Genomic DNA, 21,126 nt, shown 5'->3' with positions numbered 1-21,126 from the left:
CCGATCGTGAGCGCCGACGAGGTCGAGGACCCCCTCGCGCAGCCCTGCGTGCCCGACGCCCTCCAGCGGCTCTGGACGCCGCACCGGATGGTCTACGTCGGCGACACCGGCGGAGACGTGCGCCCGCGCACGGGGGAGTCGGCGGCGTGCCCGTTCTGCGCGACACCCACCCGCGACGACGCCGACGGGCTCGTCGTCCACCGGGGCGAGCACGCGTACGTCGTGCTCAACCTCTTCCCGTACAACCCCGGCCACCTGCTCGTGTGCACCTACCGGCACGTCGCCGACCTCACCGACCTCACGGTCGCCGAGCGGGACGAGATCGGCCGACTCTCGGCGCGCGCGATGCGGGTGCTGCGCGGCGTGTCCTCGCCGGCCGGCTTCAACCTCGGGATGAACCAGGGCGCGGTCGCGGGGGCGGGCATCGCCGCGCACATCCACCAGCACGTGGTGCCCCGGTGGGCCGGCGACGCCAACTTCCTGCCGATCGTCGCCCGCACCAAGGCCGTGCCCCAGCTGCTGTCCGAGACCCGCACCCTGCTCGCGGACGCCTGGGACGACGAGGTGTACGACGACGAACAGCCCGACGACGACCCCCGGACGTCCGCCGACCCGGCTAGATCAGGACCGAGGCCCTGATGCTGTCCTCGAGCGGCCGTGGGATCACGGAGGCGATGCTGGCTCCGGTCACCCGGGCGCTCGTGCGTCGCCGGGTACCGGCCACGGCCGTCACCGTGACCGGCGGGGCGCTGACCGTCGCGATCACCCTCGCTCTCATCCCGACCGGCCACCTGTGGATCGGCGCGCTCGTGCTCGGCGTCGTCGTGCTCGTCGACTCCCTCGACGGCCAGGTCGCGCGCGCCACGGGGACCGTGTCGCCCTTCGGCGCGTTCGTCGACGCGACGACCGACCGGCTCGTCGACGCCGTACTGCTCGGGTCGATCGTCGTCTACGCCCTGCGGCACGTCCCCGGCGACCAGGGCGACGCCCTGGTGGTCGCCGCGCTCGCCGCCCTCGTCGCCGACCAGCTCGTGCCGTATACGAAGGCCCGGGGCGAGGCCGAGGGCTTCGCGGTGGGCGGCGGGCTCGCCGAGCGCGCCGACCGGCTCGTCCTCGTCCTCGCCGGCGTCCTCGTGCACGGGCTCGGCGCGCCCGCCTGGGTGCTGACGACGGTCCTCGCACTGACGGCGCTGGCGTCGTTCGTCACCGCCGGGCAGCGGGTCGCCCAGGTGCGCGCGCAGGCCCGCCGGTCCACGGAGGCCTCGTGAGCCTCGACCCCATCCGGCTGCTCCCCGCGGCCGCGCGGCTGGTCGCGCGCACGCCGGAACCGGTCGTCGACCGGATCGTCGGCGCCGCGGGGAGCATCGCGGGCTCCCTGCCGTCGGAGCGCACGCGCCGCATCGCCGCCCACACCGCGCGCCTGCGCCCCGACCTCACACCGCCCCAGCTGCGCCGCGCCGTCCGGGCCAACATGCGCGGCTACCTGCGCTACTTCGCCGAGGCCCTCACGCTCGGCCGACTGACCGACGAGCAGGTCCTCGCCCGGTTCCGCGACGTCCACCGGGAGAACGTCCAGCCGACCTTCGACGCCGGACGGCCCGTCGTCGCCGCCCTTCTGCACGCGGGCAACTGGGACCTCGCCGGCGCCTGGTCCTGCCTCGCGATGGCGCCGGTGCTCACCGTCGCCGAGCGGCTGCAGCCCGACGCCCTGCACGAGCAGTTCGTCCGCCTGCGCACCGAGCTCGGCATGACGATCGTCGTCGACGACGGGTCACCGGTCCTGCCCCGGCTCACCGAGCTGGCGCCGACCCGGCCCCACCTGGTCCCGTTGCTCGCCGACCGGGACCTCGGCCGCACGGGCGTCGAGGCCGAGGTGGCCGGGCGGCCCGTCCTCGTCGCCGCCGGTCCCGCGGCCCTGGCGCTCGCGCTCGACGCCCCGCTCGTCGTCATCACCATCCGGCACGAGCGCCTCGACGGCGAGCGGGCACGGCGCGCCGGTTCGCGGTGGGGGATCGTCACCGAGTTCAGTGCGCCGGCCGAGGCGCCGGGGATCGCGCCCGGGCGGTCCGCGGCCGGTTCCGGTGCCGGTTCCGGTGCCGGCGGCGGAGCGGGCACGCGGCCGGGCTCCTCGCCGACCAGGCCCGTCGACCGCGCCGACGTCGTCGCGCTGACCCGCGCGTGGGTCGAGGTGGCGGAGCCGTTCCTGCTCCGGCACCCCGAGCAGTGGCACATGCTCCAGCGGGTCTTCGTCGAGGACCTCGACGCCGAACGGCTCGCCGCCGGTCGCGCGCGGGAGGCGCGGGCCGCCGGCGGTCTCGCGTGAGGATCGGCATCGCGCACCCGTACGACGTCGCGCACCCCGGCGGGGTCGACGTACACGTCCGCCAGCTCGCCGCCGCGCTGCGCTCCCGCGGCCACGAGGTCGTCACCTTCGCGCCGGGACGCCGGCCGCGAGGCACGGACGAGCAGGTCGCCGGCCGGTCGCTGCCGGTCCGCTTCAACGGCTCCGTGGCGAACGTGGCCCCGCACCCGGCCGCCGCGCGGCGCGCCCGCCGCTGGGTGCGGGAGAGCGGGCTCGACGTGCTCCACGTCCACGAGCCGACCGTCCCCTCGGCGTCGGCCTTCGCCCTGCGCGCGGCCCGGGCCGAGGGCGTCCCGGTCGTCGCCACGTTCCACGCAGCGATCGACCGCGTCGACCGCCTCGGGCCGCTGGCCGCGCTCCAGCGCCGGCACCTGCGCGGGATCGCCGCCCGGATCGCCGTGTCCGAGGAGGCCGCCCGGACCCAGAGCCGCTGGCTCGGGGCGGAGTGCGAGGTCGTGCCCAACGGCCTCGACGTCGCCGCGTTCCGGCCTCGGGAGGCGGATGCCGACGACGACGAGCGTGGCGCGGTCGTGGACCCGCGTCCCGCCCCCGAACCCGGCGACGGGCCGGCCGACGACGACGAGCGTCGTGCGCTCGAGCACCCGGGTCCCGCCGCGGACCGTGTCGGCGCCCCGGCCGACGGCGAGGCGCCGGTCCGCGGTCCGCGCGTGCTCTTCCTCGGCCGCGCGGAGGAGCCGCGCAAGGGGTTCCGCGTCCTCGCCGAGGCGTGGCCGCGGATCCGGGCCGCCCACCCGGGAGCCACCCTCGTCGTCGCGGGCCCAGGCGGCGACCGGGCCGTCGAGGCGTTGGCCAGCCGCCTCGACCCGGGGCACGGCGGCGACGGCACGACCGGCACGGCCGACACCGCCGGAACGGCCGCCGCCGGGCGCGTCGACGTCCGGGGCCGCGTGAGCGAGGACGAGAAGGTCCGGCTCCTGCGGGGCGCCGACGTGTTCGTCGCCCCGCACACCGGAGGCGAGAGCTTCGGGATCGTCCTGCTCGAGGCGATGGCGGCCGGGGCACCCGTCGTCGCCACGGACCTGCCGGCCTTCACGGCGATCCTCGGGGCGCACCCCGCCCCGCTCGGGCTCCTCGCCCGCCGCGACGACCCGGCCGATCTCGCCGACCGCGTCGGCGAGGCGTTGTCGGAGCGCACCGCGGCCCTCGAGCGCGCCGCCCGGGCCGCCCGGGCGGTCGAACGGTACGACTGGTCCGTCGTCGCCGCCCGGGTCGAGGAGGTCTACCGCCGGGTCGTGGGCACCCCCGGCGAGACCTCCCCGCCCCGGTCGTCGGACGGAGACCCGGGTCCCTCGTAGGGTGTCCCGGTGAGTCAGCACATGGGCATCGCGCCAGGTCCCGGGTCCTACGGTCCGCCACCCGCAGCCTGGCCCGTCCCGCGTCGCCGCTCCCGCGCCTTCACCGTCACCGAGATCGTCGCCGTCGCGATTGCCGTCGGGGGTCTGGCGTGGATCCTCCCGCGCCTCGTCGGCGGCGCCTCGGGTGCCGGCCAGATCCTCGTGGCCGTCGCCCTCGCGATCGTCCCGTTCGTCGCGATGCTCCTCCTCGTGCGGTGGATCGACGCGTGGGAGCCGGAGCCGCGCGGTCTCCTCATCGTCGCCGTGGCCTGGGGCGCAGGCGTCGCCACCGCCGTCGCCGCGACCGGCAACTCGCTGTTCCAGGTGGTCGTCGCCGAGGACCAGGGCCTCGAGCGTGCGGCGGCCCTCACGGCCGTCGTCAGCGCCCCGCTCACCGAGGAGTCGATGAAGGGTCTCGGGCTCGTCGTCGTCGTGCTCCTCGGGCGCGGCCAGTTCCACGGACTCGTCGACGGCGTCGTCTACTCGCTCGCCGTCGGCTCAGGATTCGCCGCCGTGGAGAACATCCAGTACTTCCTCACCTACTGGGACTCGATCACCGCGGTCTTCGTCCAGCGCGGGCTGATGACCCCGTTCGCCCACCCGATGTTCACCGTGTGCATGGGCCTCGCGCTCGGCATCGCCTCGCAGTCCGACCGGCCCGGGCGCTGGCTGCTCGTGGTCCCGGGCTGGATCGCCTCGGTGGTGCTGCACGGGTTGTGGAACTACACCTCGGTGAGCGGTTCCTTCTTCCAGGTGTTCGTCTCGTTCCAGATCCCGCTCTTCGGCGCATTCATCGCCCTCGTGCTGTGGCTGCGCCACCGGGAGCGACGCGCGATCGAGTCCGGGCTGCGCGACTACGCCGCCGCCGGGTGGTTCGCCCCGTTCGAGGTCCAGATGCTCACGTCCACCGGGGCCCGGAAGAACGCCGTGCGCTGGGCGGGCGGGCGGGGCGGCCCCCAGCGCAGCGCGATGATCGACTTCCAGCAGGCCGCCGTCGAGCTGGCGCTGGGCCGGCGCCGGGCCCGCGCCGGCCGCCAGGGGCGCGACCACCAGGCCAAGGAGTCCGCCCTCCTCCGGCGCGCCGTGGCAGACCGGGCGGTGTTCCTCCGTGGCTGATCACGAGCCTGCCGCCGACCTCCCCCCGGCCGACCTCGGTGAGGAGTGGGTGCCGGGTCCCGACGGCATCCCGTTCCGGCGCGGCGCCCGGGTTCTCCTGCTCGACGACGACGGGGCGCTCCTGCTGGTCGAGGGGCACGACGGCGACGACGACGACCACCGCTGGTGGTTCACCGTCGGCGGCGGAATCGCGACCGGCGAGGACGACCGCACGGCTGCCGTCCGCGAGGTGCGCGAGGAGTCGGGCCTGACAGTGGCGGCCGAGGACCTGCTCGGCCCGGTGGCCACGAGGAGCGCGACGTTCCGGTTCGTGCGCCGCACCGTGCGCCAGGACGAGGTCTTCTTCGTCGCACGCGTCCCGGGCCGGCGACCGGGCACGGACGAGGCCGGCTGGACCGAGCTCGAGCGCGACGTCCTCGACCAGATGCGCTGGTTCAGCCCCGACGAGCTCGACGCTCTCGTGGCCGGCGGCGCCACCGTCTACCCGAGCGAGCTCCCCGACCTCCACCGCCGCGTGGCCTCGGGCTGGGACGGGACGCGGCCGCACCTCGTCCAGGACGACTGAGCGACCAGGACTCACTGACGGCCGCGTCCCGGTGACGTGGACGGCCGGCACGCACGACGGACGGTGCCCCGGACCGCGCGCCGCGCTCCGCCGCGCGGCGGACCGGCGTCGGGTGCCAGGTACGATGCCCGACGGACCAGGCGCCGACGACGCTCGGTGACGACAGCTCACCGACCGCGGACCTGCAGCGAGAGCCGAGCGAGGGAGACACGATGTCGGGACACTCCAAGTGGGCGACGACCAAGCACAAGAAGGCCGCGATCGACGCCAAGCGCGGCAAGCTCTTCGCGCGCCTCATCAAGAACATCGAGGTGGCCGCCCGCACGGGAGGTGGTGACCCGGCCGGCAACCCGACGCTGTTCGACGCGATCCAGAAGGCGAAGAAGAACTCCGTCCCCGGGGACAACATCACCAACGCCGTCAAGCGCGGCTCCGGCGAGCTCGCGGGCGGCGCCGACTACGAGACGATCATGTACGAGGGCTACGCACCCGGCGGAGTGGCCCTGCTCGTCGAGTGCCTGACGGACAACAAGAACCGCGCGGCCTCGGACGTCCGCGTCGCCTTCACCCGCAACGGCGGCAACCTCGCCGACCCTGGCTCGGTCGCGTACCTGTTCAACCGGCGCGGCGTCGTCGTCGTGCCCAAGGCCGAGGGCGTGACCGAGGACGACGTCCTCGCGGCCGTGCTCGACGCGGGGGCGGAGGAGGTCACCGACCAGGGCGAGAGCTTCGAGATCCTCTCCGAGGCGACGGACGTCGTCGCCGTGCGGACCGCCCTCGTCGACGCGGGCCTCGACTACGACTCGGCCGAGTCGCAGTTCGTCCCGTCGATGGAGGTCACGGTCGACGCCGAGGGCGCGCAGAAGGTCATGCGGCTGATCGACGCGCTCGACGACCTCGACGACGTGCAGAACGTCAGCTCCAACGTCGACATCCCCGACGAGGTGCTCGCCGAGCTCGACACGGAGGACTGAGCCGTCCGCGGCACGTCGGAGGTCGCGCCGGCTCCGGGCCGGTCCTGCGACCGGGACGTGCGCGACCGGGACGCGCGCGACCGGGACGTGCGCGACCGGTGAGCCCGCTCGAGATCGTCGTCGCGGTGCTCGCCGTGGCGATCGGCGCCACGCTCCAGCGCGTGTCCGGGATGGGAGTCGGCCTCGTGGTGGCGCCCGTCCTCGCGCTCCTCATCGGGCCGGTCGCCGGCGTGTGGCTGACCAACGCGACCACCACCGTCTCCGCCCTCGTCATCTGGCGCGCCATGCGCACCGGGTTCGACTGGCGGCGGCTGCGCGTCCTGCTGCCGTGCGCGGTCATCGGCGCGGTCCCGGCGGCGATCGTCGTGCGCGAGCTGCCGCTGGCCTGGCTCGAGATCTCCGTCGGCTCGATCCTCGTGCTCGGCCTGCTCGGCACCGTCCTCGCCTCGGCGCTCGACCGGCTCCCACCCGTGCGCGGGCCGTTCGCCGCCGGGGTGGCGGGCGCGATCGGGGGGTTCTTCAACACGACGGCCGGGGTCGCCGGCCCGGCGATGGTGATGTACTCCCGGCTCTCCCGGTGGTCCCAGACCTCGTTCGCCGCGTCGATGCAGCCGACGTTCTTCACGATGGGCGTCCTGTCCGTCACGCTCAAGCTCGTCCTCGGCGCCGCCCCCGCGTCCGAGCTCCCGCCGTGGTGGGTCGTCGCCCTGCTCGCCGCCACCGTGATCGCGGTGGTCCCGGCGGCCGGGAAGCTCGCGGCGCGCGTGCCGTCCGGGCGGGCCCGGACGCTGACACTGGCGGTCGCCTGGGCCGGGGCTCTCGCCACGCTGGCGCGGGGGATTGTCCGCCTCGTCTGAGCCGGGGTGCGACAGTGGGGACGTGCGCATCCTCGGAGTCGACCCCGGCCTCACCCGCTGCGGCCTCGGCCTCGTCGAGCGCGGCGGGGGGCGCGAGGTCGAGCTCCTGCACGTCGAGGTCGTGCGCACCCCGGCGGACGAGGACCCGCACCTCCGCCTCCTCGCGGTCGCCGACCGGCTGGACGCCGTGCTCGCGGAGCACCGGCCCGACGTCGTGGCGGTCGAGCGCGTGTTCGCCCAGGCCAACGTCCGCTCCGTCACGGGAACCTCGCAGGTCGCCGGCGTGGCGATGCTCGGGGCCGCGCGTGCCGGAACCGCCCTCGCCCTGCACACGCCGAGCGAGGTCAAGGCGGCCGTGACCGGGGACGGTCGCGCGGGAAAGAAGCAGGTCCAGGAGATGGTGCGCCGGATCCTCCGTCTCGAGGCGGCTCCACGGCCCGCGGACGCCGCCGACGCGCTCGCGCTCGCCATCTGTCACGCGTGGCGGGGCGGGGCGACGGTCCCGGGCCGGGGGACCGCCACCGCCCAGCACGGCGGGGCCGGGATGCTGCCCGACGCCGCGGGCGCCGGGCTCACGCCCGCGCAGCGCGCCTGGGCCGACGCCGAGCGCCTGGCGCGTCGGGCGGGTGCCGTCGCCCAACGACGGTAGGGTGTCGAACACATGTTCTGGCACGGGTGCGCCGTCGGGCGCCCGGTGCACCCCGGGACCGCCGACCGATGCGTGGCCGGGGGACGTCGATCGAGGAAGGTGCACCACCGGTGATCTCATCGCTGCGCGGCACGGTCGGACGCGTCTCGCTGCAGGACGCCGAGATCGTTGTCGGCGGGGTGGGGATGCGCGTCCAGTGCGCGCCCGGGACCCTCGCGGGACTGCGCGAGGGCGCGGAGGCCAGCGTGGCGACCTCGCTGGTCGTGCGCGAGGACTCGCTCACCCTGTTCGGGTTCGCCGACGAGGAGGAGCGCGACGTCTTCGAGACCCTGCAGACCGTCTCCGGCGTGGGACCGCGGCTCGCGCTGGCGATGACCGCGGTGCTGAGCCCGGACCAGCTGCGGCGCGCTGTCGCGGACGAGGACCTCACGGCGCTCCAGCGGGTGCCCGGCATCGGGAAGAAGGGCGCGCAGCGCATCGTCCTCGAGATCGGTGACCGGCTCGGGCCGGCGGGAGAGTCCTCCACCGACCCCGGTGCGACCACCGCCGAGCCGGAGAAGCCGGGCGCGCACGTCGGCGAGGTCGTCGCCGCCCTGACGACGCTCGGCTGGAGCGACGCCCAGGCGACGGGGGCGGTCGACGCGGTGCTCGCCGCCGAGGACGCGCCCGCGGACGGTGACGTCCCCGGCCTGCTCCGTGCCGCCCTCACCCACCTCGGTGGAGGACGCCGTGGCTGAGGGAACGGGCGCCGAGGGCGGGACCGGCTCCCCGGGCGTGGGCCCCGCAGCGACCGGGCGGGCGGACGACGACCCGATGACCACTGGTGCCGACGACGTCGAGCGTGCGGCCGAGGCCGCCCTGCGCCCGCGGCGTCTCGCGGACTTCATCGGCCAGCGGGTCGTCCGGGACCAGCTCGCGCTCGTGCTCGCCGCCGCCACCGCGCGCGGAGCCGCGCCCGACCACGTCCTCCTGTCGGGCCCACCGGGACTGGGCAAGACCACGCTCGCGATGATCGTGGCGAACGAGGTGTCCGGCTCCCTCCGGCTGACGTCCGGCCCCGCCATCACCCACGCGGGGGACCTCGCCGCGATCCTCTCGGCCGTCCAGGAGCACGACGTGCTCTTCATCGACGAGATCCACCGGCTCGCGCGCCCGGCCGAGGAGATGCTCTACCTCGCGATGGAGGACTTCCGGATCGACGTCGTCGTGGGGAAGGGGCCGGGCGCCACGTCGATCCCGCTGACGCTCCCGCGGTTCACGGTCGTGGGCGCGACGACGCGGGCCGGGCTGCTGCCCGCCCCGCTGCGCGACCGGTTCGGCTTCACCGCGCACCTCGAGCACTACACCGCCGACGAGCTCGTCCAGGTACTCACCCGCTCCGCCACGCTGCTCGACATCGAGCTGACGCGGGACGCGGCGAGCGAGCTCGCGTCCCGCTCGCGGGGCACGCCCCGGATCGCCAACCGCCTCCTGCGGCGGGTCCAGGACTATGCGCAGGTGCGGGGCACCGGCGTCGCGGACCTCGGCGCGACGCGCGCGGCGCTGGCGATCTTCGAGGTCGACGACCTCGGCCTCGACCGTCTCGACCGCTCCGTCCTCACCGCCCTGTGCACGCGGTTCGGCGGGGGACCCGTGGGCCTGACGACGCTCGCGGTCTCGGTCGGGGAGGAGCCGGAGACCGTCGAGACGGTCGCCGAGCCGTTCCTCGTCCGCGAGGGGCTCGTCGTGCGTACGCCGCGCGGCCGCGCCGCGACCGCCGCGGCGTACGCCCACCTGGGGCTCGAGCCGCCCGCGGAAGGCGCGCTGTTCTCCTGAGCGTCGCCCTTCTGAGCGTGGCACTCGTGAGCGCGGCCTACCTGAGCGGCGCCCGCCTGCCCTCGGTGCCGACCTGGAGACAACCTTCACGGCCGGGCCTCGGCCCGGCAGGAGCGCCCACGGCCTAGACTGTCCAGGTTCGCCCCTTCATCTGATTGGTTCTCGCGTGGATCCCACATTCATCATCCTCATCGCCGGCATGATCCTGCTCTTCTGGTTCATGAGCCGCCAGGGGAAGAAGGCGCAGGAGCGCCAGCGGGCCAAGGTGGAGGAGGCCCTCGTCCCGGGGGGCTGGGTGCAGACGATCGCGCGCACCTACCACCAGGTCGTCGAGGTCAACGGCGACATCATCACGCTGTCCAACCCCGACGGCAGCGAATACCTCGTCCACCGCACGGGCATCGCGCAGCCGAGCGAGTCCCCGTACGAACTGATGTCGAACGGGGTCGACGGTTCGCACGACGACCTCGACGACGAGTCCGCGACCGGCACCGCTGCAGCCGGTTCCGCGCCGGAGACCTCGATCGAGGAGGCCCGCGGGGCCGCCGGCGGCGACACCTCGGCGGTCGACCAGGAGAACGACTGGTTCGACGACGGCCGCCCGGGCCGCGACGACCGCGCCTGACCGAGCCCCGTGTCCGAGTCCCTCAGGCGGCGTGAGCCGCGTCGCTCAGCCGCGCCCCGACCCGTCCGCACCCTCCTCGGGCTGCTGGTCCTCGTCGTCGCCCTCGTCGGCACGCTCGCGGCGGGCAACCTCGCCGGGAGCGCCTCCCCGGTGCCGCGCCTCGCGCTCGACCTCGAGGGCGGCACCCAGGTCATCCTCACGCCCCGGACGACCGACGGGTCCGCGATCGAGGACGAGGACGTCGTCCAGGCGATCGAGATCATCCGTAACCGGGTCGACGGCTCGGGCGTCGCGGAGGCCGAGATCTCGAGCCAGGGCGGCCAGAACATCGTGGTCGGGATCCCCGGCCGGGCCTCAGAGGAGACGCTCGAGCTCATCAGTCGGTCCGCGCAGCTGCGCTTCCGTCCGGTGCTCGCCCTCCAGGGGCCGACGACGATCGACCCCTCCCAGCTCCTGCCCGAGGAGAGCGCGACCGAGGGGCCCGAGAGCGGAAGCGACGGCGCCGAGTCGCCGAGCGCGGCCGAGTCCGGCAGCGAGTCGCCGAGCGCCGCCGAGTCCGGCAGCGAGTCGCCCTCGGAGTCCGCCACGGCGGGCGCCGGGACCGAGCGGGCGCTCGAGGCCGCCCAGAACGCCCCCACCGACGGGCCCGGTGCCGCCGAGATCCCCGACGAGGTCCGTGGGGCCGCCTTCATCGCGGCCGACGCGAACGGCGACGGCGAGCTGTCGACCGAGCCGGACACCGAGCCCGCGGACACCTCCGACCAGGCGTGGATCACCGAGCGCGTGATGTACGACATCTACGCGCTCGACTGCACCCTCCCGGCCAACCAGTCGGGCGGCTGGGCGGACGACTCCGAGAGCGCCGTCGTCGCCTGCGACTCCTCGGGCCAGCAGAAGTTCGTCCTCGGCCCGGCCGTGGTCGAGGGCACCCAGCTCACCGGCGCCAGCTCCGGCATGCAGACCAACAGTCAGGGCATGTCGACGGGCCTGTGGGCCGTCAACCTCGAGCTGAACTCCGAGGCCACCGAGGTGTTCGCCGAGGTGTCGCAACGGCTGCCCACCCTGCCCACCCCGCAGGACCAGTTCGCCATCGTCCTCGACGGCGTCGTCATCTCCAACGCCGGCTTCACGAGCCCGATCCTCGACGGCAGCGCCCAGATCACGGGCGACTTCACCGACGAGGAGGCGAACGCGCTCGCGAACCAGCTGAACTTCGGCTCGCTCCCCATCACGTTCGAGGTGCAGTCGACCGAGCAGATCTCCGCGACGCTCGGTTCGGAGCAGCTGACGAACGCCGCGCTGGCGGGGCTCATCGGCCTCGTCCTCGTTGTCGCCTACATGATCTGGCAGTACCGCGGCCTCGGCCTCCTCTCGGTCGCGAGCCTCGCGGTGGCCGCCGTCATCGTCTACGTCGTCATCGCGCTGCTGAGCTGGACGATCAACTACCGGCTCTCGCTGCCGGGCGTCGCCGGGCTCATCATCTCGATCGGCACGACCGCGGACTCGTTCATCGTCTACTTCGAGCGGATCCGCGACGAGATCCGGGACGGCCGCACGCTCGCCTCCGCCGTGGAGCACGGGTGGAAGCGGGCGCGCCGGACGATCATCGCCTCGGACGCCGTCAACTTCCTCGCGGCGATCGTGCTCTACCTGCTCGCCGTCGGCGGCGTGCGCGGGTTCGCGTTCACGCTCGGCCTGACGACGATCATCGACCTCCTCGTCGTCGTGCTCTTCACGCACCCGATGATGCAGGTGCTCGTGCGGATGCCGTTCTTCCGGGACGGGCACCGGCTGTCCGGGCTCTCCCCGGAGCGGCTCGGCGTGGACCCGGCGCTCTACCGGGGCGCCGGCCGGTTCCGCTCCCGCACGAGCGGTAAGGATCGTCCGGGGACGAGCGGCACGGACCAGCCCGACGACGACGGACCGACCGCGTCCGGGCGCGACCGCGAGAGGGTCGGCGCCGCGGCCGGCACGACCATCGCCGAGCGGCGTGCGGCCGAGCGCCGCGCCGAGCGGGAGAAGCGCAAGAAGGAGAGATCGGTCGACCCGTACGCGGGTCTCGGCGGGTCCGGTGACGACGGGGCGGTGGTCTGATGGCGTCCCTCGCAACGATGGGCAACGACCTCTACACGGGGAAGCGGTCCTTCGACATCGTCGGCCGGCGGCGCACGTGGTTCATCGCCGCGGCGCTCCTCGTCCTGCTGTCCGTGGGCGTGCTGCTCGTGCGCGGCATCAATCCGGGCATCGACTTCCGCGGCGGCTCGCAGTTCACGGTCTCCGGCGCGGAGACCCTCGACCAGTCCCTGGCCACCGACGCGGTCACGGACGCCGGGGGAGAGCCCCCGCGTGTTGCCGCCGTCGGCTCCTCGTCCTTGCGCGTGCAGACCGCGGAGCTGTCCGACGAGCAGACCCGAGAGGTCAGTGCCGCGCTCGCCGAGGCGTACGACGTGCCGGTCGACGACGTCACCGCGACCTTCGTCGGCCCCACCTGGGGCGCGGACGTCACCCGGCAGGCGTTGACCTCACTGGTCATCTTCCTCGTGGCGGTCTCGGTGGTGATGGTCCTGTACTTCAGGGCCTGGACCTTCGCGGCGGGGGCGATCCTCGCCCTCCTCCACGACGTCGTCCTCACCGTGGGCATCTACGCCGCGATCGGGTTCGAGGTCACCCCGTCCACGGTCATCGGGTTCCTCACGATCCTCGGGTACTCCTTGTACGACACGGTCGTAGTGTTCGACAAGGTCCGGGAGAACACGGAGGGCGTGCTCGAGCAGGGGCGCGACACCTACGCCGAGCGCTCGAACCTCGCCGTCAACCAGACGCTCGTCCGCTCGATCAACACCTCGGTCACCGGCCTCCTGCCGGTCGCCGCGATCCTCGTCATCGGCGTCGCCCTGCTCGGCGCGGGGACGCTGCGGGACATCGCCCTCGCCCTGTTCGTCGGCATGCTGCTCTCGACCGTGTCGTCGGTCTTCATCGCGGCGCCCGCCGAGGTCAGCCTCCGGATGCTCGACCGGGACTACCGCCAGCACACCGAGGACGTCCTCCTCGAGCGCGACGGCACCCACCCGGAGGCCGCGCGCGAGGGCGACGGCTCCGACGACGAGGCCACCGGCGCAGACTCCGGTGACGAATCGGCCGACGGTGCTACCGTCCCGGCGACGTCCGGGACCACCGGCAGGAAGAGGAAGAAGCGATGACGAACGGGCGCGGCGGGTTCGGTCCCGAGATCACGGCGATCGTCGAGCACCACATCGACCTCGTCCCCGACTACCCCAAGCCCGGGGTGCTGTTCCGCGACATCACGCCGCTGCTCGCCGACGGGCCGGCCTTCGGCGCACTCGTCGAGGCGTTCGCGGAGACCTACCGCGGGCGGGTCGACGCCGTCGCCGGGCTCGAGTCGCGCGGGTTCATCCTCGGTGCGCCCGTGGCCGTGGCGCTCGGGGTCGGCATGATCACCGTCCGCAAGGCGGGGCGACTCCCCGGCGAGGTCATCGGTGCCGACTACTCGCTCGAGTACGGCGAGGCCCGGATGGAGGTCCGGCCGACCACCGTGGCGCAGGGGCAGCGGGTCCTCGTCGTCGACGACGTCCTCGCGACCGGTGGCACCGCCGAGGCCGCCTGCCGTCTCATGGAGGAGGCGGGCGCCGAGGTCGCGGCCCTCGGGATGCTCATCGAGCTCTCGGAGCTCGGCGGCCGGGACCGGCTCGCGGGTCGGCAGGTCGACTCGGTCGTCATCGTCTGACCCTGCGCTCCCGGGTGCGCCCGACCGGCCGAGGAGCGTCCGACCCGGGGGAGGGACGTCCTCCTGGCCTGCCGTCCGGGCGGTCCGGTCCGCCGGTGCTCCGCGGGAGCACTAGAATCCTGGGATGACGATCGAGCGGACGGGGCCGCCGGCGGCGTCCTCGCCGTCCGGCTGGGGCAGGTCGCGCCTCGTGTGGCTGGGCGGGCGCTCGCACCAGTTCCCCGCGGCGATCGAGCCCGTCATCGGGGCCCTGCGCGCGAACCACCCCAAGTCCGACGTCCAGCTGGTCAGGCGCGCCTACGAGGTCGCCGAGCGCGCGCACGAGGGCCAGACGCGCAAGTCCGGCGAGCCCTACATCACGCACCCGGTGGCGGTGACGACGATCCTCGCGGAGCTGGGGATGCCCGACGTCGTGCTCGCCTCCGCCCTGCTGCACGACACGGTCGAGGACACGGACTACTCGCTCGACCAGGTGCGCAAGGAGTTCGGCGAGGAGATCGCGCTCCTCGTCGACGGGGTGACGAAGCTCGACAAGGTCCACTACGGCGAAGCCGCGCAGGCCGAGACCGTGCGCAAGATGGTCGTGGCGATGGCCAAGGACATCCGGGTGCTCGTCATCAAGCTCGCCGACCGGCTGCACAACGCCCGCACCTGGCGATACGTCTCGCAGGACTCGGCCCGACGCAAGGCCCGCGAGACCCTGGAGATCTACGCGCCGCTCGCGCACCGGCTCGGCGTCAACACCATCAAGTGGGAGCTCGAGGACCTCTCGTTCCGCACCCTGTACCCCAAGGTGTACGACGAGATCGACCACCTCGTGGCCGAGCGCGCACCGGCGCGCGACGAGTACCTGGCCAAGGTGCGCACGCAGATCGAGCAGGACCTCAAGACCCACAAGCTCAAGGCGGTCGTCACCGGCCGGCCGAAGCACCACTACTCGATCTATCAGAAGATGATCGTGCGCGGCCGCGACTTCGACGACATCTTCGACCTCGTCGGCGTGCGGGTGCTCGTGGACTCCGTCGGCGACTGCTACACGATGCTCGGCGCGGTGCACGCCCGCTGGACCCCCATCCCCGGGCGGTTCAAGGACTACATCGCGATGCCCAAGTTCAACCTCTACCAGTCGCTGCACACGACCGTGCTCGGACCCGGCGGACGGCCGGTCGAGATCCAGATCCGCACCCACGCGATGCACCGCCGCGCGGAGTACGGCGTGGCCGCGCACTGGAAGTACAAGGAGGGGTCGCGGGCGGGCAAGGAGGCGCCCGAGCCGTCCGGCGGGGAGATGGGCTGGCTGCGTCAGCTCGTCGACTGGCAGAAGGAGACCGCCGACCCCGGCGAGTTCCTCGACTCGCTGCGCTACGAGATGGCCGGCTCCCAGGTCTACGTCTTCACCCCGAAGGGGGACGTGCTCGCGCTGCCCGGGCACTCCACGGCCGTCGACTTCGCCTACGCCGTGCACACCGAGGTCGGCCACCGCACCGTCGGCGCCAAGGTCAACGGCAAGCTCGTCCAGCTCGACCGCCGGCTCGACAACGGGGACACGGTCGAGGTCATCACCTCCAAGGCGCCCGAGGCCGGCCCCTCCCAGGACTGGCTGAGCTTCGTCGCGAGCCCGCGCGCGAAGAACAAGATCCGGCAGTGGTTCACCAAGGAGCGGCGCGAGGAGGCCGTCGAGCGCGGCAAGAACGCGCTGGCCAAGGCGATGCGCAAGCAGAACATGCCGATCCAGCGGCTGATGAGCGCGGAGGCCGTGCACTCCCTCGCCGTGGAGATGCGGTACCAGGACGTCTCCGCCCTGTACGCCGCGATCGGCGAGGGGCACGTGTCGGCGGCGAACGTCGTGGCCAAGCTCGTCGAGTCGATGGGTGGCGACGACGGCGCCGAGGAGACGCTCGCCGAGGCCACGATCCCCGGCACCGGCACGCCCGTGCGCCGCAACGGGGACTCCGGCATCTCCGTCGACGGCATGGACGGCGCGGACGTGTGGGTGAAGATCGCCCGCTGCTGCACGCCCGTGCCCGGCGACCCGATCGTCGGGTTCATCACCCGGTCCCAGGGCGTCTCCGTGCACCACGCCGAGTGTCAGAACGTCGACCAGCTTCGGGGGCAGCAGGAGCGGCTCGTCGGCGTCGAGTGGGTCGAGAGCCCCGAGTCGACGTTCCTCGTCCAGGTCCAGGTCGAGGCGCTCGACCGGCACGGCCTGCTCTCGGACCTCACCCGGGTCCTCTCGGAGAACCACGTCAACATCCTGTCCGCTTCCATCTCGACGACGAGGGAGCGGGTGGCGATCGGCCGCTTCGTCTTCGAGATGGCCGAGACGGCGCACCTGGGCTCGGTGCTCACCGCGATCCGGCAGGTCCAGGGCGTGCTCGACGTGCACCGCGTGATGGGGCGACGCCCCGAGAACCGCCGGGCCTGAGCAGGTATCAGGCCGCCGCGCTCAGCGTGGCGGGCACGTGGGGGAGCACCTCGTCGAGCGTCGTGAGGTCGAAGGGCACACCTGCACCGACGAGCCGCCCGTCGAGGGCGAGCCGCGTCAGCGCGGTGGCGGCGGCCGCGGTCGCCCCGTAGTCGGACTCGCACGCGATCCGTACCCCGTCCCGCACGGGCCGGCCGTCGCGGTGGCCGAGGACCCGGACCGTGAGGGTCGCGTCCTCCGGCCGCCTCGGGTCGTGGGTGGCGAGCGACGCCACCCTGGGGGCGAGCGCGTCGAGGATCCGCAGGGTCGACAGGGCGGAGACGACGCCGGTGAGGACGGGGGAGTCCCACCGGGTCCAGTACCGCACGTCGGCCCCGGTCCGCCCCGCGAGCAGCGCGCGCTCGGGGTGCTCGAACCGCCGCATGCCCGCCTCGCGCGCGTGCCGGTCGCGCAGGCCCGCCCGGTCGTTCGGCGGTACGGGTGCGGCGACCCAGCGGAGCATCTGCTCCGTGCCGTCCGGTCCCACCCTGGCGTTGGCGCTCTGCCGCAGCAGGAGCTCGAGGTGGTCGACCCGGTCGAGGCCGGACGCGAGGTCGCACGCCACGAGCCCGGACAGTCCGGGGAACATCCCGGCCATCGTCACGGATGCGAGGCCCCGACTGCGGGCGCGGTCGTCGAGCCCGCGGTTGTCCTCAACCAGTACCGGGTCCGGCGAGACGTCGACGACGTGGACGCCGAGCTCGAGCCCGACCTCCTGCACGAGCGGCCGGGCCTGAGGTGCGGTGACGACGACCGCGTCGGCGCCGTCGAGCGCGGTCGCCACCACGGCGGCCTCCCGGACGTCGAGGTGCACGTGCTCGGGCGCACCGACGGCCGCGGCGGTGCGTGGTGCGCGCTCCGGGCGGTGGTCACCGGCCACGACGGTCGCGCCGTCGATCGCGGCGAGATGCTCGACGACGCGTGCGCCGAGGACCCCTGATGCTCCGGCGACGACGATGCGGGACATGGGGCTCCTTGCGGTTCGGCGCGTTCGTGGTGGTCCGTGCCCGGTCACCGTACCGAGCGGCCCCTAGGCGGGGACGAACGACGGGTGCCCGAGATCGGTGAGCAGGAGCGCGAGCAGTCGGCCGGCGCGCCGCATGCCGGGCAACCGGCTGCGCTCGAGGACGAGGAGGCGTGCCGCCGCTGCGGCCTCCCGACCGCGCAGGAGTGCACGCGCGGGGCCCACGGCGTCGGAGAGCTGCGCGCGGCGCAGCAGGTCGACGGCCGTGCGGCCCGGGGTGGTGAGCACGATCCCGTGCATCCGCACGACGTCCTCCTCACGCAGCACGAGCCTGTGCCGCGCGCGGACGCTCACGCCGGGGGCGCGAGCGGTGTCCACCACCGTCGGCGGCCTGCCTCCGACATGGACCCAGGCGGCCGAGGCGAGGCACAGCGCCTGACCGTGGATCAGGTCCGGGGCGGCCTCGCCGGCACGGGCGGCGCGTTCGAGCCCCGCCAGCAGGTCCGCCCGCCCCGCCTGCCCCTCGCGTCCGTCGACCGGGTCCCATCCCGACGGCAGGGCATGCCCGTCACCCGGGAGCGGGGTGCGGACGACGAGGCCGTGGCCGTCGCCCCACCGGAGGAGCGGCGGCGGGGGTGCGGGGCGCGGCGCCAGCCAGGTGAGCGCGGGGTGCATGCGGACACGATGCCCGGGACGGCCGCGGCCCCGCCCACGAGCTGTGGACGGGGCCGCGCGACGGAGTCCTGTGGATCACCGCTCGCCGGGGGTGCCGGCAGGCGCCGGTCAGCGCTCCGAGGCCGCCTGGATCTGCTCGAGCCAGGCGCGCCGGGCGTCGAGCGCCTCCTGCGCGGCCGCGATCTTCTTCGCGTCCCCGCCCGCCTGGGCCTTCGCGAGGTCCGTCTCGAGCCCGGCGATGGCGTCCTCGAGCTGGGCGAGCATGCCGTCCGCGCGGGCCTTCTTCTCCGGGTCGGTGCGGTTCCAGCGCTCGGACTCCGCGTCGCGGATCGCCTTCTCGACGGCCCGCATACGGCCCTCGACGCGCTGGATGTCGGCGCGCGGCACCTTGCCCGCCTCCTCCCACTGGTCCTGCAGGGGGCGCAGCGCGGCCTTCGCCGCCTCGACGTCCGTGATCGGCAGGAGCGCCTCCGCCTTCGTGAGGATCTCGAGCTTGACCTCGAGGTTGCCCTCGTACTCCTTGTCGATCGCCGCGTTGGCCGCCGTCCGGTTGTCGAAGAACCGCTGCTGGGCGGTCCGGAAGCGGTGCCAGAGCTCGTCGTCGACCTTCTTCGACGCCCGACCGGCGGCCTTCCACTGGTCCATGAGGTCCCGGTAGGCACCCGAGGTGGGTCCCCAGTCGGTGGACCCGGACAGCTCCTCCGCCCGGGTGATGAGCTTCTCCTTGGCGCGACGCACCTCGTCCTGGCTCGAGTCGAGCTGGTGGAAGAACGTCTTGCGCTGCTTGTCGAACTGCGTCCGGGCCGCGGAGAACCGCTTCCACAGCCCGTCCTCGTCGGGCTTGTCGATCCGCGGACCGGTGCGCTGAGCGTTCTTCCAGGAGTCGAGCAGGCCCCGCATCTCCTCGCCGGACGCCTTCCACCGCGTGTTGGCCGGGTTCTGCGCGGCGATCTCCTCGGCGCGCTCGATGAGGGCGGTCCGCTCGACGAGCGCAGCGGCCTTCGCCTCGGCACGCTCGACGCGCGCCTTCTCCCGCTCGACCTCGATGACCTGCTCGACGGCGGACAGCCGCTCGCGCAGCGCCGGCAGGTCGCCGACGGCCGCGGGCTCGGTGAGCTGCTCGGTCAGCTTGCGATGCGTCTGACCGGCCTCCTTCGGCGTGATGTGCGTGAGGCGCGTCTCGAGGAGGGCGACCTGGGCGGCGAGGTCGAGGTACCGGCGCACGTACATGCCGAGCGCCTCCTCCTCGGTGCCGCCCGGGAACTGGCCGACGATCCGCTCGGTCTCACCGTCCTTGACGAAGACCGAGCCCTCCTCGTCGACCCTGCCGAACGCGGCCGCGGCGGCTGCGAGCGCGGGGTCGAGGGCCGGCTGTGGTGCTGACGGCGCGGCGGTCGCTGCGGGCACCGGTGCCACGGAGGGCTTCGCCGGCATCGCCTTCGGCGTCGGGACCGAGCCGGGCGTCGGCGCGCCCCCCGGGCGCGGCCGCGGTCCGGGCGCGGGGGGCGGGGCGGGAGCCGCGGAGGCCGCGGGCTCCGGGTCCTCCGCCGCCGCAGGCTCGGCGGCCTGCTCGGCCTCGGGGGCCGTTGCCTCTGCGGCGGGCTCCTCCGTCGCCGCAGGCTCGGCGGCCTGCTCGGCCTCGGGGGCTGTTGCCTCTGCGGCGGGCTCCTCGGTCGCAACAGGCTCGGCGACCTGCTCGGCTTCTTCGACTGCCGGCTCGGTGGGGACCTCAGTTGCCTGTTCGACTGCCGGCTCGGCGGGAACCTCGGGCGCCTGCTCGGCCGCCGGCTCTGCCACAGCTTCGGGCGCCGGCTCTGCAGCTGCCTGGCCCGCCTGCTCAGCGGCAGCGGGAGCCTCGGGTGCGTCCACCGGCGCGGCATGCTCCGGTGCCTGCGCCTCGTCGGGGGCTGCGGGTGCCTCGGGGGTGCCGTGCGGCTCCGCCGGGGCGTTCTCGTCGCGGTAGGGCTGATCGCTCACGTCGCTCACTCCATGCCGAGGCCCGCGTGCGGGCGTCGTCGTCACCGCGGCACCGACCTGGTACGCGGGTCCCCGGCTCGGCAGGGGACCAGGACAGCGTAGTTGGCTCGGCGCCCCCCGGTTGACACGCGGCGCCCGGTCCTGCCTGCGGCCATGCCTACCCTGGCCGCATGCTGCTTCGCCGCGTCGTCGCCCCGGCCCTCGACGTCAACACCTACGTGCTCGCGCCGTCGCCGTCGGGGCCGTGCGTCGTCGTCGATCCGGGCGGCGGTTCCGCCGGCCCGCTCGCCGCCGTCCTCGCGGACCTCGACCTCACCGTGGGGGCCGTCCTCGTCACGCACGGGCACCCCGACCACGTGTGGGACGCGGCCGCGGTGGCCGATCCCGCCGGCGTCGCCGTGCAGATCGCGTCCCCCGACCGCCCGCGCCTCGCGGACCCGGCCGGTCCCGACCAGGTCGGCGAGCTCCTCGGCCACCGTTTCCCGCAGATCGCCGGGACCCCGTGGCGCGAGCCCGCCCGGTCCGACTCCTTCTCCTCCGCGCTCCTCACCGGCGGCGGGACGGCTGTTCTCCCTGGTCTCGGCGTCCGCGGCATCCCGGCCCCCGGGCACACCGCCGGCTCGACGGTGCTCCTGCTCCAGGCCGACACCCTCGATACGGGCACCGCCGGCGACCCCGGGCACCTCGACCTTCCCGCCTCGACCGGCCCGCACCTGCTCCTGCTCACCGGGGACGTCGTGTTCGCCGGCTCCGTCGGGCGCACCGACCTCCCGGGCGGCGACCCGCAGGCGATGGACGAGACGCTGCGCACCCTCACCAAGGTCGTCGACCCACGCACGATCCTCCTGCCCGGCCACGGCCCCGTGACCACGCTCGAGCGGGAGCTCGCCACGAACCCCTTCCTCGTCTGAGCGGGCGGCCGGGCGGCCGTCGCACCGGTCCCGAGGACGAGACCCGGCCCGACGACGAACCCTGTGGGTCGT

20 protein-coding genes are annotated in these 21,126 nt (G+C 74.2%); 17 read left to right on the top strand and 3 right to left on the bottom strand.

The features are described from left to right. Nucleotides 1-6: 6 nt before the first annotated feature. The 16 genes from ACZLMO_RS09720 to ACZLMO_RS09645 all read left to right on the top strand — a co-directional run bounded on the left by ACZLMO_RS09720 (nt 7) and on the right by ACZLMO_RS09645 (nt 16,488). Nucleotides 7-639, top strand: a complete 633-nt coding sequence (locus ACZLMO_RS09720) for an HIT family protein (RefSeq protein WP_463653613.1) — start codon at nt 7-9, stop codon at nt 637-639. Beyond that, nucleotides 639-1,268: a phosphatidylinositol phosphate synthase gene (gene pgsA / locus ACZLMO_RS09715; protein WP_463653612.1), complete on the top strand. Its 630-nt coding sequence runs from the start codon at nt 639-641 to the stop codon at nt 1,266-1,268. The genes ACZLMO_RS09720 and pgsA overlap by 1 nt, the downstream gene beginning before the upstream one ends. Then, on the top strand, nt 1,265-2,323 hold the full coding sequence (locus ACZLMO_RS09710; RefSeq protein WP_463653611.1) for a phosphatidylinositol mannoside acyltransferase: 1,059 nt from the start codon (nt 1,265-1,267) through the stop codon (nt 2,321-2,323). The genes pgsA and ACZLMO_RS09710 overlap by 4 nt, the downstream gene beginning before the upstream one ends. Then, nucleotides 2,320-3,678, top strand: a complete 1,359-nt coding sequence (locus ACZLMO_RS09705) for a glycosyltransferase family 4 protein (protein ID WP_463653610.1) — start codon at nt 2,320-2,322, stop codon at nt 3,676-3,678. Before ACZLMO_RS09710 ends, ACZLMO_RS09705 begins: the two co-directional genes overlap by 4 nt. Nucleotides 3,679-3,687: 9 nt before the next feature. Beyond that, on the top strand, nt 3,688-4,833 hold the full coding sequence (locus tag ACZLMO_RS09700) for a PrsW family intramembrane metalloprotease (RefSeq protein ID WP_463653609.1): 1,146 nt from the start codon (nt 3,688-3,690) through the stop codon (nt 4,831-4,833). Beyond that, entirely contained in the window at nt 4,826-5,398 is a 573-nt protein-coding gene (locus ACZLMO_RS09695; protein WP_463653608.1) for an NUDIX hydrolase, read from the top strand. The genes ACZLMO_RS09700 and ACZLMO_RS09695 overlap by 8 nt, the downstream gene beginning before the upstream one ends. Before the next feature lie 212 nt (nt 5,399-5,610). After that, nucleotides 5,611-6,372 (top strand): YebC/PmpR family DNA-binding transcriptional regulator, encoded by a 762-nt coding sequence (locus ACZLMO_RS09690; protein ID WP_425714100.1) that lies wholly within the window; start codon nt 5,611-5,613, stop codon nt 6,370-6,372. 98 nt (nt 6,373-6,470) lie between these two features. Further along, the gene (locus ACZLMO_RS09685; RefSeq protein ID WP_463653607.1) at nt 6,471-7,229 is read left to right on the top strand and encodes a TSUP family transporter; all 759 of its coding nucleotides are present in this window, start codon (nt 6,471-6,473) and stop codon (nt 7,227-7,229) included. Between the two features lie 22 nt (nt 7,230-7,251). After that, nucleotides 7,252-7,878 (top strand): crossover junction endodeoxyribonuclease RuvC, encoded by a 627-nt coding sequence (gene ruvC, locus ACZLMO_RS09680; RefSeq protein ID WP_425714098.1) that lies wholly within the window; start codon nt 7,252-7,254, stop codon nt 7,876-7,878. Between the two features lie 110 nt (nt 7,879-7,988). Further along, entirely contained in the window at nt 7,989-8,615 is a 627-nt protein-coding gene (gene ruvA / locus ACZLMO_RS09675) for a Holliday junction branch migration protein RuvA (RefSeq protein WP_463653606.1), read from the top strand. 76 nt (nt 8,616-8,691) lie between these two features. Continuing rightward, complete coding sequence (gene ruvB, locus ACZLMO_RS09670; RefSeq protein WP_463653662.1) at nt 8,692-9,693, top strand: Holliday junction branch migration DNA helicase RuvB; 1,002 nt, start codon at nt 8,692-8,694, stop codon at nt 9,691-9,693. Nucleotides 9,694-9,859: 166 nt separating this feature from the next. Then, nucleotides 9,860-10,318, top strand: a complete 459-nt coding sequence (yajC, locus tag ACZLMO_RS09665) for a preprotein translocase subunit YajC (protein WP_463653605.1) — start codon at nt 9,860-9,862, stop codon at nt 10,316-10,318. Between the two features lie 9 nt (nt 10,319-10,327). Further along, nucleotides 10,328-12,412 (top strand): protein translocase subunit SecD, encoded by a 2,085-nt coding sequence (gene secD, locus ACZLMO_RS09660; protein ID WP_463653604.1) that lies wholly within the window; start codon nt 10,328-10,330, stop codon nt 12,410-12,412. Beyond that, nucleotides 12,412-13,518, top strand: coding sequence for a protein translocase subunit SecF (gene secF / locus ACZLMO_RS09655; protein ID WP_463653603.1), 1,107 nt, complete (start codon nt 12,412-12,414; stop codon nt 13,516-13,518). The genes secD and secF overlap by 1 nt, the downstream gene beginning before the upstream one ends. Continuing rightward, on the top strand, nt 13,515-14,063 hold the full coding sequence (locus ACZLMO_RS09650; RefSeq protein ID WP_463653602.1) for an adenine phosphoribosyltransferase: 549 nt from the start codon (nt 13,515-13,517) through the stop codon (nt 14,061-14,063). The genes secF and ACZLMO_RS09650 overlap by 4 nt, the downstream gene beginning before the upstream one ends. Before the next feature lie 124 nt (nt 14,064-14,187). Continuing rightward, nucleotides 14,188-16,488, top strand: coding sequence for a RelA/SpoT family protein (locus tag ACZLMO_RS09645; protein WP_463653601.1), 2,301 nt, complete (start codon nt 14,188-14,190; stop codon nt 16,486-16,488). 7 nt (nt 16,489-16,495) lie between these two features. Here the strand turns inward: ACZLMO_RS09645 and ACZLMO_RS09640 are convergent, their stop codons facing one another. The 3 genes from ACZLMO_RS09640 to ACZLMO_RS09630 form a co-directional block, all read right to left on the bottom strand. Continuing rightward, nucleotides 16,496-17,494, bottom strand: a complete 999-nt coding sequence (locus tag ACZLMO_RS09640; protein ID WP_463653600.1) for an NAD-dependent epimerase/dehydratase family protein — start codon at nt 17,492-17,494, stop codon at nt 16,496-16,498. Nucleotides 17,495-17,557: 63 nt separating this feature from the next. Beyond that, nucleotides 17,558-18,166, bottom strand: coding sequence for a hypothetical protein (locus ACZLMO_RS09635; RefSeq protein ID WP_463653599.1), 609 nt, complete (start codon nt 18,164-18,166; stop codon nt 17,558-17,560). A 108-nt stretch (nt 18,167-18,274) separates the two neighbouring features. After that, complete coding sequence (locus ACZLMO_RS09630) at nt 18,275-20,143, bottom strand: DUF349 domain-containing protein (RefSeq protein WP_463653598.1); 1,869 nt, start codon at nt 20,141-20,143, stop codon at nt 18,275-18,277. A gap of 170 nt (nt 20,144-20,313) precedes the next feature. On the opposite strand from ACZLMO_RS09630, the gene ACZLMO_RS09625 reads away from it, so the two are divergent. Then, complete coding sequence (locus tag ACZLMO_RS09625; protein ID WP_425714088.1) at nt 20,314-21,054, top strand: MBL fold metallo-hydrolase; 741 nt, start codon at nt 20,314-20,316, stop codon at nt 21,052-21,054. Nucleotides 21,055-21,126 lie beyond the last annotated feature (72 nt).

Source organism: Georgenia sp. G2120, from assembly GCF_055326485.1.
Note: the sequence above shows the minus strand (reverse complement) of the source record. Positions and strands in the feature narration are given on the sequence as shown.